The organism is Azospirillum ramasamyi, from assembly GCF_003233655.1.
GTDB lineage: Bacteria > Pseudomonadota > Alphaproteobacteria > Azospirillales > Azospirillaceae > Azospirillum > Azospirillum ramasamyi.
Genome location: NZ_CP029831.1, coordinates 85,480 through 98,378, shown reverse-complemented (window position 1 = coordinate 98,378; position 12,899 = coordinate 85,480). Strand labels below are relative to the sequence as shown.

At 71.3% G+C, this 12,899-nt stretch carries 12 protein-coding genes; 7 read left to right on the top strand and 5 right to left on the bottom strand.

Annotation, left to right across the window (positions count from 1 at the left end; all coding sequences use genetic code 11):
* Positions 1-2: 2 nt before the first annotated feature.
* Genes DM194_RS17115 through DM194_RS17095 form a run of 5 tightly spaced genes read right to left on the bottom strand, consistent with a single transcriptional unit; the run spans position 3 to position 5,841 of the window.
* Entirely contained in the window at positions 3-1,247 is a 1,245-nt protein-coding gene (locus DM194_RS17115; RefSeq protein WP_246024429.1) for an ABC transporter substrate-binding protein, read from the bottom strand.
* The gene (locus tag DM194_RS17110) at positions 1,240-1,995 is read right to left on the bottom strand and encodes a formylmethanofuran dehydrogenase subunit C (RefSeq protein WP_111068797.1); all 756 of its coding nucleotides are present in this window, start codon (positions 1,993-1,995) and stop codon (positions 1,240-1,242) included. The genes DM194_RS17115 and DM194_RS17110 overlap by 8 nt, the downstream gene beginning before the upstream one ends.
* Positions 1,992-2,903, bottom strand: coding sequence for a formylmethanofuran--tetrahydromethanopterin N-formyltransferase (gene fhcD, locus DM194_RS17105; protein WP_111068796.1), 912 nt, complete (start codon positions 2,901-2,903; stop codon positions 1,992-1,994). The genes DM194_RS17110 and fhcD overlap by 4 nt, the downstream gene beginning before the upstream one ends.
* Complete coding sequence (locus tag DM194_RS17100) at positions 2,903-4,570, bottom strand: formylmethanofuran dehydrogenase subunit A (protein ID WP_111068795.1); 1,668 nt, start codon at positions 4,568-4,570, stop codon at positions 2,903-2,905. The genes fhcD and DM194_RS17100 overlap by 1 nt, the downstream gene beginning before the upstream one ends.
* Complete coding sequence (locus DM194_RS17095; protein WP_111068794.1) at positions 4,564-5,841, bottom strand: molybdopterin-binding domain-containing protein; 1,278 nt, start codon at positions 5,839-5,841, stop codon at positions 4,564-4,566. The genes DM194_RS17100 and DM194_RS17095 overlap by 7 nt, the downstream gene beginning before the upstream one ends.
* A 355-nt stretch (positions 5,842-6,196) precedes the next feature.
* Here DM194_RS17095 and DM194_RS17090 point away from each other — a divergent pair, with 355 nt between their 5' ends.
* From DM194_RS17090 to DM194_RS17060, 7 genes are read left to right on the top strand one after another with little or no spacing between them, the layout of a single operon-like run.
* Positions 6,197-7,213 carry a beta-ribofuranosylaminobenzene 5'-phosphate synthase family protein gene (locus DM194_RS17090; RefSeq protein WP_111068793.1) on the top strand — a complete coding sequence of 339 codons (1,017 nt, stop codon included), beginning with the start codon at positions 6,197-6,199 and terminating at the stop codon, positions 7,211-7,213.
* A gap of 60 nt (positions 7,214-7,273) precedes the next feature.
* Positions 7,274-8,194: an NAD(P)-dependent methylenetetrahydromethanopterin dehydrogenase gene (locus DM194_RS17085; protein ID WP_111068792.1), complete on the top strand. Its 921-nt coding sequence runs from the start codon at positions 7,274-7,276 to the stop codon at positions 8,192-8,194.
* A complete protein-coding gene (mch, locus tag DM194_RS17080) occupies positions 8,194-9,159 on the top strand; it encodes a methenyltetrahydromethanopterin cyclohydrolase (RefSeq protein WP_111068791.1) in 966 nt (321 codons plus the stop codon). Before DM194_RS17085 ends, mch begins: the two co-directional genes overlap by 1 nt.
* A 6-nt stretch (positions 9,160-9,165) precedes the next feature.
* On the top strand, positions 9,166-10,011 hold the full coding sequence (locus DM194_RS17075) for a triphosphoribosyl-dephospho-CoA synthase (protein WP_111068790.1): 846 nt from the start codon (positions 9,166-9,168) through the stop codon (positions 10,009-10,011).
* Between the two features lie 5 nt (positions 10,012-10,016).
* The gene (locus DM194_RS17070; RefSeq protein ID WP_111068789.1) at positions 10,017-11,102 is read left to right on the top strand and encodes a hydantoinase/oxoprolinase family protein; all 1,086 of its coding nucleotides are present in this window, start codon (positions 10,017-10,019) and stop codon (positions 11,100-11,102) included.
* The gene (locus DM194_RS17065; protein WP_111068788.1) at positions 11,087-12,001 is read left to right on the top strand and encodes a quinoprotein relay system zinc metallohydrolase 2; all 915 of its coding nucleotides are present in this window, start codon (positions 11,087-11,089) and stop codon (positions 11,999-12,001) included. The genes DM194_RS17070 and DM194_RS17065 overlap by 16 nt, the downstream gene beginning before the upstream one ends.
* Before the next feature lie 26 nt (positions 12,002-12,027).
* A complete protein-coding gene (locus DM194_RS17060) occupies positions 12,028-12,888 on the top strand; it encodes a quinoprotein dehydrogenase-associated SoxYZ-like carrier (protein WP_246024428.1) in 861 nt (286 codons plus the stop codon).
* Positions 12,889-12,899 lie beyond the last annotated feature (11 nt).

Genomic DNA, 12,899 nt, shown 5'->3' with positions numbered 1-12,899 from the left:
TTTCAGGGGTTGAAACGGCATTTGCTTTCCGGCGCGTCGTCGCCGAGCGTATCGAGGGGTGTCACGGGGTGCAGGAAGCCCTCCTGGGGCGACACCGAGACCAGCATGCGCGGCCCGGCGATCAGGATGGGCTGGCGCATCTGGCCGTCCCATTTGCGGAAGGACAGGGCCTCGCCCTTGAAGCCGGCCAGTGTGAAGTCGGGGCTGCGCAGATAGGCGGCGAGGTCGTCGAAGCCGGTGGCGCCGGTGCGGGCCGCCGCCTCTCCCACGCTGCGCACAGCCAGCCAGGCGGCATAGTCGCGCGGCAGCATCCAGCGGTCCGCCAGCTTCTCGAACCGGCTTTGCAGCTGGGTGCCGCCCCATTGCTCGTTCACCCGCGACCAGCCGGTGGCGGTCAGCCCCTGGGTGCCGGCCACCGGGCGGGGATGCCAGGTGCGGCCGTCGAGGTAATCGCCGAAATTTCCCGCCTCGTCGGCGACGACCAGCACGTCGTAATCCGGTCCCTGGGTGGCGAGCGGGATGTCGGACTGGATGGTGGTGACGCCGGTGTCGGTGCGGCGGTTGCCGGTGTCGAAGGTCCAGCCCTTCTCGGCGACGATCCGGCCGCCGAAGCGCTTGGCCGCGCGGCGCACCGCCTCGGCATAGAGCGCGTCGCCGGGATCGCGGCCGGTCAGCAGGCTCCAGCCCGTCCACTTCTTCCAGGCGAGATATTGCGCCAGCGCATCGGCCAGCATGCGCCGGCTGGCGGCGGTGTGCAGGATGTTGGCCCGGCACTGCTCATTGCGCAGCGCATCGTCGGGGGCGCGCGCGTTGAACAGCAGCATGGAGCGCGCTTCCGGCCGGTCGGCGACGGTGAGCAGCGCGTCGCCCGGCAGATCGGCGACGACGAAGCGCACCCCCTCGTCGGCCAGCGCCTTCAGCCCGGCGGCGATGTCGCCATCCTGGGGCAGAATCTGCTCCACCAGCCGGTAGCTCTGGTTCAGGAACATGCCGGTGGAGTTGTTGTCGGCCAGCGCCAGCCGGGCGCCCTGAAGTCCCTCGTCCGTCGCCACCGGTTCGAGGAAGCTGGCCGGTGTGCGCGGATCCTCCTGCCGGCCGAGATAGCCGATCAGAATGGCCTGCCCGCCGGCATCCTGGGCCAGCACCGCCCCCGGCGATGCCGTGAGCAGAAGCGCCGCGAGCGGCAGGGCGGCAATGAAGCGTCTTCGTCCCGCGGCTTTCGATAAGTCGTTGCGTCGTCTAGACAACGGCCAAAATCTCACCTCGTCCTCCTTCCGCAAGATCGCCGATGAAGCGATGGGCGCGGGTGGCGCCCGCGCGCTCGAACCAGCTTCCGGTGCCCTCCAGCGCGCGTCGCAGCAGGTGCAGGAACAGCCAGTCCCGCGTGCCGCCGTCGGCGAAGCCCTCCGGCGCCGCATCCTGCGGCCGTCCCAGAAGCAGGGTGCCTCGCCGCATGCCGAAGCCCGGATGCGGACCGCAGCCCTCCCCGACGGCGAGGGTGCCGGCGACCATGAAGGCGGCGGCATAGGCGCCTGCCCGGCCGTCCACCACCACGATTCCCCGCCGCATCCGCTCGCCCGCCCGGTCCCCGGCATCGCCGCCGACGCCGATCAGCCCGCCGCGCATCCCCACGGGCAATCCGGGCAGGACGCCGCCCAGGCTGTCGCCGGCATCGCCGTCGATCCGCAGCAGCCCGCCGCCCATTCCCGCGCCGGCATGGTTGCCGGCGTCGCCCGCGACCAGGATGCGGCCCGAGGTCATGCCGGCGCCGACCCGGTGCAGGACGGCGCCGCCCGGCCGGATCAGCAGCCCTTCCGCCGCATCGCCGGCCGACAGCTCGAACAGGTCGCCCAGCCGCGCCGACCCGCCGCCGCAGGGCAGCGGCATCCCTGCGACGGCATCCGCCGTCAGTCCGGCCAGCCGCTCCGGCAGCAGCGCCGACATGTCCACCGTCAAGCCGGGGCCGCCGCGATAGGTCAGGGACAGGCCGCTCATGCCATCACCTCGTGCAGGTGGAAGTGATGCGGGCCGAGCTTGCCGCCGTAATTCCCGGCGGTGATCGCCAGCACGCCGGCGGCGGTTCCGCCGGCCGTCGCGGCGGCGATCCCGGCCCGCATGCCGGTGCGGATGGCGGCCTCGTCGGCGCCGTCCAGCACCAGTTCCAGAACGGCCTCGACATCGGGCGTCAGCAGCGTCTCGGGTTCGAGCGCCCGCAGGGTCGGGCAGAAGCGCGTGTTGGTGGAGGCGACCAGCGCCTTGTATTTCGACCCGACCTTGGAGCCCGAGCGCACCACCCCGCCGGGGAAGGGCAGGATGATGCCGGGCAGCGGCCGGATCGCCGCCACCGCCGCCTCCGCCGCGGCGAGGCATTGGCGTCGGCTGGCGGCCAGGATCAGGAAATTGCCGCCGCCGATCCCCTTCGCCACGGCGACGCTGTCCTCGCAGACGAATTCGCCGTCCATCACCGGCAGGCGCCAGAAGCGGCGGTCGCCGAACTTCTTGGAGATCTGATGCCCGTCGCCGAAATAGCGCAGGCCGCCGCCGAGCGGGATGCGCTTGGCGCCGTCGAGGAGCCCGGCGTAGCAGGCCGAGCCCGGCGAGGTCATGACGCATTGCCCGACCCGGTTGACGACATGCTTGGCGAGGTCGGCGGTCGACATGCCGAAGATCATCACCGCCGCCCCCGGCCGGCTGTCCGGCGTCTCCTCCGGCGTCAGCAGCCGTTCCACCGCCGCCTCGCAGCCGCAGCCGATGACCGAGGTGGCGAATCCGGTCAGGCTGGAGGTCGCCGCATCGACCCATGCGGGCGTGTCGGCGGTGACGACCAGCCGGGTGTAGGTCATCGGAAAGGCTTCGGCGAAGGTCTCCTCGATGCGCACGCCGTTGATCCGCAACTCCGCCATCACGGCACCTCCCGCCGACGGCAGGGGTGGAGGAGGGGGCCGGCGCCGTGGCGGATCTCCTCGTCGCGGATGCGGAAATGCTTGAGCGCCAAGCCGAGGCGCTCGTCGAAATGGCGGGCGATGCGGCGCTCGATCAGGTCGTCGAAGCCGGGACGGACGACATGGGTGCAGCCCTGCGCCATCGCCACCAGCGACCCGTCGCGCACCACCAGCCGGCCGCCCTTGAAGACCAGATCCGGCCGCTCGAACATGGCGCGGCGGTCGGGCCGGTCGGTGTAGACGGTGACGTCGGCCGAGGCCCCCGGCGCCAGATGGCCGCGGTCGGCGAGGCCCAGGATGCGGGCCGGCGCCGCGCGGGTCATGACCGCGATCTCGGCAAGCGTGTATTCGCGGGCGATGGAGCCCAGCGTGGTGTGGGCCGGCGCGTCGGGATGGATTTCCGCCAGCTTCGCCAGCCGGTAATCGCGGTCCATCAGCAGCCGGATCAGCTCGGGATAGAAGGTGAAGGGCGCGCCGTTGGGGTGGTCGGTGGTCAGGAACACCCGCCAGGGATCGTCCAGCAGGAGGAACAGCTCCAGCCCGATCGCCCATTGCAGCGCGTTGACATAGGAGTTGTCGCGATAGCGGAACGGCACCACGCCGCAGCCGGCGTCGCATTCGATGTCCATCGCCAGCCATTTGCGCGGGTGGGCCAGCGGCGCGGTGCGGCGCTGCGCCATGGTGTCGGCGGACGCGGTCACCGTCTGCCCGAACATCACCTGCCCGATGTCCACCGACAGGGTCGGCGTCCGGTTCACCGCCTCGGCCAGCGCCGCCGCGCCGGAGGAGAATTTGCGGTCGCCCTCATTGCCGTAGCTGTGGAACTGGATATGCGTCATGTGCATCGGCAGCCCCGCCGCCGCCTGGATGGTGTCCAGCGTCGTCGCGACGTTGCCGGGAACGCCCAGGTTGCAGCCATGGACATGCAGCGGATGGGGCAGCCCCAGCTCGTACACCGCGCGGGCCAGCACGGTCAGGACGCTGCGCGGGGTGACGCCGTAATAGGGTCCGGGCTCGTCGAGATCGAGGCTGCGGGCGTTGAACTTGAAGGCGTTGATGCCGCCGGGGTTGACCACCTTGACGGCGAGGCTCTGGGTCGCCGTCAGCATCCAGGCGACATAGTCGTTGACCGCGGCCTGCCCGGCATTGGTGGCGATCAGGTCCAGCAGGAAATCGTCGCTGCCCAGCACCAGATAGCCGCCGGTGTCGATATAGGGGATGTCGCCCATCTCCATATGCGCGTGCCGGGCGTTGGATCCCAGCATCGCCGGCTCGAAGGCGGCGGTGAATCCCATCTCGATATAGCGGGCGCCGGTGGTGTGGGTGGAGGGGGTGGCGAGGCCGCTGCCCCCGCCGCAGCCGCAGGCGCTTCCGGCGAAGCGGTGGTGTTCGTGCTCCTCCCCCATCAGCAGGCGGGCGAGGTTGACCTTGCCGCCGGCGATGTGGCTGTGGATGTCGATGGCGCCGGCCATCACCAGCTTGCCGGTCAGGTCATAGGTGGCGTCGGGCGCGGCTCCCGGCCCCGGATCGGCGGCGATGCGGTCATCGCGCAGCCAGAGGTCGGCGACCTCGCCCTGCCGGCCGTTGGCCGGGTCGAACAGCCGCCCGCCGGCAAGCTTCGTCAGCATCCGGCTTCCTCCCTGGTCTCGGCCCCGGTTCCGGCGGATTGTTCCAGCGCCGCCAGCATCCGGCCGATCACGTCGGCGACGCTGGGCAGACCGCGGTCGATCAGCGCGCCCGCATGCAGGGCCACCACGCTGTCGGCGCGGAACACGTCGCCGGCATGGTCGATGCCCGGCGTTCCCACCGGGATGAACAGCGCCGGTTCGGGCGTGACGGCGGTTTCCGGCGGCGCCAGCATGATGACGCTGCCGCCGGTGACGAACTCCGGCGCCTCCGGCCGGAAGGCGGAAATCCACAGCGTCACGTCTGCATTGCGCAGCCGTTCCCGCCAGTCGAAGCGGTCGGGATCGTGGAAGGGCGCGCCCGCCTGGAAGCCGGTGCGCAGGGGAAAGCCGGTGCGCCATGTGCAGGCCTGGTTGGCGCCGATCAGGTTGTCGGCGCCGGACAGCGGCAGGCCGGCACAGCGGGTCGTCCCGTCCACGGTGCGGACCAGCCTGACCAGCGCCTCGACGGTCAGGTCCGGCTGCGGCCCTTCGAACAGCCCGGCCGCCCACACCACCACCGCATAGCGTGCCGCCCGCAGCCGGGCCGCCAGCTCCGCCATCCGGTCATCGTCCGTTGCTCGGCCAGCCAGGGCCGTTCTCAGTCTTGTAACCAGGGTGGCGAGGTCGGGCTGCGGGTCGCTGTCCAGGCCCTGCGTCTCGATCTGGCCGGCAAGGCATTGCACGGTTTCAGGCAGTGGCTCTCCGCCCAGGAAGACGACGCTCCTGCCGCCGCCGGGGACGAAGGCCGGTGCGGGCGCCACCCAGCGTTCCCACAGGCGCGGGAAGGCTGCGGCCGGATCACGCCCGACGACCAGGACGAGGTCGCAGCGGTTGCGCAGCTCCGCCAGCGTCGTGACCGACCAGCCGAAGCGCCGCAGGACCGCGAGGTTGCGGAACAGGGCGTCGGACCGCTCATGGTCGACCGTCGCCCCGATCCGTGCGGCGAGCGTCAATGCGGCGAGCACGCCCTCGACATCGGCGGCCAGACCGGCGATCAGCGGCGCGCGGGCGCTGCCGAGCAGCCGCGCCGCCTCGGCGACGGCCCGGTCCGCCGGGACCGGGGTGCCGGCCAGCCGCGCGTCCGTCGCCACCGACAGGGAACGGCGGAACAGCCGGTCGGCCTGCGGGCAGCCGCTGGGCCGGGGGGCGATGCCGGAATCGTCCAGATCGATCCCGATGTCGCCGCATCCCAGGCCGCAGAACGGACAGAGGATTTCGGGGTGGAAGGTCATGGCCCCCCAATCGCCTGAGCGGAGAATAAACCGCGGAGAATAAACCGCGGAGAATGAACCCGGATGCGCAGTAGACTGCATAGGCCGCAGGAACTATTGCCGGCGGCCTATGCGGTCGATTTCAAAATGAGCCGTCGTCTTCGCCGGCAGCCGTCCAAGCATCCGCTCCGATACGGAACGCCCGATGCTTGGACATGGCCGGCCCCGGACATGCCGTTCGGTCCGTTCATGACCTGTTTCCTCCCCGGAAATCCGCACCCCATTCGGGTTACTGCGCGCAGAAACTCGTTCGCGCTACGGACAATTTTGTTGGTCAAGCTAACATTGTGTCCGGGCCCGCGCAAAGGGAATACAAATGAGCCACCAGCGCAATCGGATAGGGGAGCTGCGGGTCCATGCGCCCGCCCGCCTGCATGCCGGCTTCGTCGACCTCAACGGCGGGCTCGGGCGCCGCTTCGGCAGCCTCGGCATCGCCATCGACCGGCCGGCCGTCACCCTGCGCCTGCGTCCGGCCGACCGGCTGAGCGTCTCCGGCCCCTCCGCCGAGCGCGTCCGGCGCAGCATAGAACGGCTGGGCCGGGAGGCCGGGCTTTCCGACAAGGTCGCCGTAACGGTGGAGGAGGAGATCCCGGCGCATGTCGGGCTCGGCTCCGGCACCCAGACCGACCTTGCCGTCGCGGCGGCTCTGGTATGCCTGGAGGGGCGCGGCACCGCCGCCCGCGATCTGGCCCGCGCGCTGGAACGCGGCGCGCGGTCCGGCATCGGGCTGGCGGCCTTCGAACAGGGCGGGGTGCTGCTGGACGGCGGACGGGGCGGGCTTGATGCGGCGCCCCCGCTGATCGCGCGGGCCGAGTTTCCCGAGGACTGGCGCATCCTGCTTCTGCTCCACCGCGGCGGCCATGGGCTGCACGGCGCACCGGAAGCGGAAGCCTTCCGCCGCCTGCCGCCCTTTCCGCCGGATGCCGCGGCTCATCTCTGCCGGCTGATGCTGATGGTGGCGCTGCCGGCCCTGGCGGAGCGGGACGTCGAGGCGTTCGGCCGGGCCATCGGCGAGCTTCAGCGCACGGTCGGCGACCATTTCGCCCCGGCCCAGGGCGGACGCTTCACCAGCCCGCTGGCGGCGGAGGCGCTGTCCTGGCTGGAGGCGCAGGGGATCGCCGGGGTCGGCCAAAGCTCCTGGGGGCCGACCTGCTTCGCCATCATAGGCGATGCCGCCTCGGCGGAGCGGCTGGCGGGTGAGATGCGCGAGCGCTGGGCCGGGTCACCGCTGGAGGTCATGGTCTGCCGCGGCCGGAACGTCGGCGCGACGGTGGAGAGCATGAGCGCGGGGTCGGGCTTCATGACCGCGGTCCGGCGGGCGGCCGGCGAATAATCCGCCTGAGAAAGAACAGCCGGACAACGACAGCCGGGGAACAAAAGAAGGGAGGGAGGCATGAGCGCCCCTTACGTGCTGCACATGATCACGCCGCTGGCGAATGTCAGCCCGTTCGACGTCAACATGGCGGTGGATGCCGGCATCGACACGGTGGTCCCCTATACCGGCATCGAGACCGCGCAGATCGAAGCCCTGACCCAGGACGCCATGTTCTCCCGCGACCCGCGGAATGCCGCGCGCACCGGCCTGTTCATTGGAGGACGCGATGCGGCGATGGCGCTGGACATGCTCGACAAGGCCCGCAAGGCGATGTTCCCGCCCTTCCGGATCTCGGTCTTCGCCGATCCCTCGGGCGCCTTCACCACCGCCGCCGCCATGGTCGCGGTGGTGGAGCGCGCCCTGCGGCGGGCCGGGCAGGAGGGACTGGCCGGGCTGGACGTCCAGGTCTATGGCGCGACAGGCGTGGTCGGCGGCATCGCCGGGCTGATCGCGGCCCAGGCCGGCGGCAACGTCACCCTGGTCAGCCACCGCGGCGTGTCGGCGGTGCAGGGCAAGGCGGAGGAGTTCGGGCGCCGTTATGGCGTCACGCTGTCCTGCGCCGACACGGCGGGCGGCGGCAAGGCGGCTCTGCTGGAACGGGCGGAGGTCGTGCTCGCCTGCGGCAAGGCCGGGATCACGGTGCTGACCGCCGGGGATCTGCGTGGGGCCAAGCGCCTGCGCGTCGCGGCCGACATCAACGCCGTGCCGCCGGCCGGGGTGGAGGGCATCGGCGTGCAGGACGACGGAGTCGCCTTGCCTGATACATCGGGGCCCAATGGATCGGGCGCCGTCGGCATCGGCGCGCTCGCCATCGGCAACGTCAAGTTCAAGGTCCAGCACCATCTGCTGGACCGGATGCAGACCGGCGGCACCGCCGTCGCCTTCGATTTCCAGGACGCCATGGACGCGGCGCGGACCATCGCCGGAAAGGCTTCGTGATGCAGGATCGCCCCAGCCTGTCGGCCCTTGCCGCCCCGCTCGCCGCCGCCCTGGCCGCCGATGCGGCGCGATTGCGGATCGGCATCGACCGGCTTGCCGGCGCGACCGTCGTCGATGGCGGGATCGCCCGGCCCGGCGGGCTGGAGGCCGGCCGCCGCATCGCCGAACTGTGCATGGGCGGCCTCGGCCGGGTGAGTCTCCAGGCCGACACCCAATCCGACCGCTGGCCCTTCCAGGTGGCCGTTCACAGCAGCGCCCCGGTGCTCGCCTGTCTGGGTAGCCAATATGCCGGGTGGAGCCTGTCGCACAAGGATGAGGCCGGATCCTTCTTCGCGCTGGGCTCCGGTCCCGGACGCGCCATGGCCCGCAAGGAGACGCTGTTCGACGAGTTGGGCTATGCCGACAGCGGCGACCACGCCGTTCTGGTTCTGGAAAGCGGCACCGTACCGCCGGCTCCGCTGGTGGAGCGGATCGCCGCCGATTGCGGGGTGGCGCCGGAGCGGCTGACCCTGGTGCTGACGCCGACGGCGAGCCTCGCCGGAACCGTCCAGATCGTCGCCCGCGTGCTGGAGGTCGCCCTGCACAAGGTGCATGCGCTGGGCTTTCCGCTGCACGACGTCGTCGACGGCATCGGCGTGGCGCCGCTGCCGCCGCCGGGCAAGGGCTTCGTCGAGGCGATGGGGCGAACCAACGACGCCATCCTGTTCGGCGGCACCGTCCAGCTGTTCGTCACCGGCCCAGACGATGCAGCCGCCGATCTCGCCCAACGGCTGCCGAGCACGGAATCGCGCGACTATGGGCGGCCCTTCGCCGAGGTGTTCGCGGCGGTCAACAAGGACTTCTACGCCATCGACCCGCTGCTGTTCGCCCCGGCCCGCGCGGTGGTGACGGCACTGGACTCCGGCCGCAGCTTCCATGGCGGACGGCTTGCGCCTGACATGCTCGACCGGTCCTTCGGGGGATGAGGGGGGATGGCCCGTGGCGTAGCCGAGCTTTTCATGGCCGTCTGCCGGGCGGAGGTGATGGCGCTGAAGCCCGGCAACGTCCATGTGCATGCCGCCGGCCACGGCATGACGGTGGCCGATTTCCTGCTGTCGGCGGATGTCGCGGCGCCGGAGATCGCACGGCCCGGCGCAGGGGTGGGGGAGCGGATCCTGCGGGCCGCGCGGGCGACGCGGGCGGCGGTGAACTGCAACACCAATCTCGGCATCCTGCTGCTCACCGCCCCGCTTGCCCGCGCGGCCGAGACGCCGCCGGCCCGCCCCCTCCGCGACCGGCTGTGCACGGTGCTGGCGGAACTGAGCGTGGAGGACGCCGAGGCCGCCTATGAGGCGATCCGCCTTGCCGCGCCCGGCGGGCTGGGCCGCGCGGCGGAACATGACGTCGCCGGACCCGCGACGGTGGATCTGCGCACCGCCATGGCCGCGGCCAGGTCGCGCGACCGAATCGCCGCCCAATATGCCGACGGCTACCGCGACGTCTTCGAGGTCGGGGTAGCCTGTGCGCAAGCGCTTGCCGGCACGGATCCCGTGCCTGTCGCCGAAGCGGTCTATCTTGAATTCCTGACCGCCTTCCCCGACAGCCACGTCCTGCGCAAGCAGGGGGAGTCGGCGGCGGCGGCCGTGATGGCGGAAGCCCGGGAGCTGCGCCGGCAGCTGGCGGCGGAAAAGTCGGACGCCGTCCGGCACGACCATCTGTTTGCCTTCGATGCAAGGCTGAAATGGCAGGGCATCAACCCCGGCACCTCCGCCGACCTCACCGTGGCCAGCCTCTTCGCCCACTGGCTGGAGGAAAGGGAACAGGCAGCAGAAGGATGACAGGAATGACGTTCACCCTCGGCCTTGACGTCGGCGGCGCTCATCTGAAGGCCGCATGGCTCGCCGACGGCGAGTTGATCGACGTGGTGCAGGTGCCCTGCCCGCTCTGGCAGGGGCTCGACCGGCTGGAGGGGGCGCTGGCGGAGGTCGCGGGCCTCCATCGGCCGCTGTCCGAGGCGGCGGTCACCATGACCGGGGAGCTGGTCGATCTGTTCGCCGACCGTGCCGATGGGGTCGGGCGGATCCTCGACGTGCTCGCCGCCGGATTGCCGGGGGTGACGCTGGAGGTGTTCGCCGGCCCGGCCGGCTTCCTTTCCGCCGCCGAGGCGCGGCATCGGGTGGGGGAGGTCGCCTCGGCCAACTGGCATGCCACGGCGGCGCTGGCCGTTCTGGCGCTGCCGGAGGGCATTCTCATTGATATCGGCAGCACCACCACCGACATCGTGCCCTTCGCCGCCGGCAGCGTCCTGAATGCGGGCTACACCGACGCGGAACGGATGGAGACGGGCGAACTGCTCTACACCGGCGTCGTCCGCACGCCCATCATGGCGGTCGCCCCGCAGGCCCCGGTCAACGGTGTATGGCGCGGCGTGATGGCTGAGTATTTCGCCACCATGGCCGATGCCCACCGGCTTGCCGGCACCCTGCCGGAGGGGGCCGACCTCCACCCGACCGCCGACGGCCGCGACAAGGGGCTGGAGGCCAGCGCCCGGCGCCTCGCCCGGATGGTCGGGGCCGATTCCGGCGATCCGGCGAATGGCGGCGACGGGACATGGCGCCGGCTCGCCAACCATTTCATCGACCGCCAGATTCGCAGGATCGAGGACGGGCTGGCCCAGGTCGCCTCCCGCGGCGTCGTGCCGGACGACGCGCCCCTGGTCGGGGCCGGCGTCGGCCGCTTCCTGGTGGAGCGGGTGGCCGCGCGCTCCGGCCGGCCCTACCGCTTCCTGATGGAGGCGGCCACTGTGCCGGAATGCTGGCGGTCCATCGCCGCGGACTGCGCCCCGGCGGTCGCCGTGGCCCTGCTGAACGCGCTCGATCGGGCGCCGGACGGAACCCGGCGGGGGAGGGCGGCATGGGCTTCCGCCTGATCCTCGGCGCGATGCTGTCCGTCGCCATCGCCGCACCGGCATGGGCGGAACCGCTCGCCGTGACGGAGATCGCGCCCGGCATCTTCGTCCACCAGGGTGCCGTCGCCGAGCCGGGGCCGGACAACCGGGGCGACACCGCCAACATCGGTTTCATCGTGGGCGGCAGCGGCGTGGCGGTGATCGACACCGGCGGCACGCCGGAACTGGGCCACCGCCTGCGCGAGACCATCGCCGCCCGGACCGACAAGCCGCCGGTCGTCGTCATCAACACCCACATGCACCCCGACCATGTGTTCGGCAACGCCGCCTTCGGTGAGGTTCCGGTGGTCGGCCACGCCAATTTGCGCGACGCGCTGGCTGCCCGCATCGAGGTCTACCGGCGCCGGCTGGCCGAGGAACTGGGCGCGGAGGCGGCGGCCGGGATCGCGCCGGTGCGGGTGGACCGCCCGGTGGGGGAGGAGGTGCGGATCGACCTCGGCGACCGTGTCATCGTGCTGACCGCCCATCCGACGGCGCACACCAACAACGACCTGACCGTCTTCGACCGGCAGACCGGGACGCTGTTCGCCGGCGACCTGCTGTTTCTCGACCATCTGCCGGCGGTGGACGGCAGCGCGGTGGGCTGGCTGCGGGTGCTCGATGCGCTGGAGCGTGTTCCGGCGATGCGTGCCGTCCCCGGCCACGGCCCCTCCGTCGCCGATTGGCCGGGCGCGCTGGATCCTCAGCGACGTTACCTGACCACGCTGGTGGAGGGGGTGCGGCGGGTGCTGAAGGCCGGCGGCAGCATTCAGGACGCCGTCGCGCATGTGGCGGAGGATGAACGGGCGCGCTGGCTGTTGTTCGATGTGTACAATCCGCGCAACGTGACGGCGACCTTCGCCGAGTTGGAATGGGAATAGGAGCGCGATACGGGAGGGAGGAAGCGATGACCGGATATCCGATGCGGAGGCCGATGCGGAAGCCGCTGGCGAAGGCGTTGCCGATGGCGTTCGCGGGGGGCTTCATGATGCTGCTGTCCATGCCGGCGCTCGCCGCCGGCGATGCGGCGGAGGATGCCGAACGCTGGGATCTGCTGCACGACATGTATTTCAAGGACCGTCCGGTCGAGGAGGCCGGAGACCGCATGCGGATCGACGCCCCGGCGCGCGCCCATGACGCGGCGCTGGTGCCGGTGCGGGTGGAGGTCGATCCCTCCCTTCACCTGAAATCATTGTCTCTGCTGGTCGACAAGAACCCGGTGCCGATGGCGGCGACCTTCCGTTACGGCCCGGCCAGCGCCGGCAGCACCATCGAGACCCGCGTGCGCGTCAATGAGTACACCAACCTCCGCGCCGTGGGCGAGACGCAGGATGGGCGGCTGCTGATGACGCGGGTCTTCGTCAAGGCGGCCGGCGGCTGTTCCGCGCCCGCCCTGAAGGATCCGCAGGAGGCGTTGGCCCGGCTCGGCCGCATCAAGGTCAAGCTGCCGGAGACGGCCGGGGCCGCCGGCAGCCCGGCCGACGCGCAGCTCCTGATCAGCCATCCCAACGCCAGCGGCCTGCAGTTCGATCAGGTCAGCCGTACCTACATCCCCGCCCACTACATCCAGTCCATCGCCATCCGCGTCGGCGGACAGACGGTGCTGGAGGCGGACACCGACATCTCCATCAGCGAGGATCCGAACCTGCGCTTCAGCTTCGTCCCCGTGGCGGGCGGCAGCCTTGAGGTGACCGCCCAGGACACCAAGGGCGCCACCTTCAGCCAGACGGTGCCGCTGACAGCCGGGGGCGCCCAGGGAGGTGGATAAGGGCGGGCAGC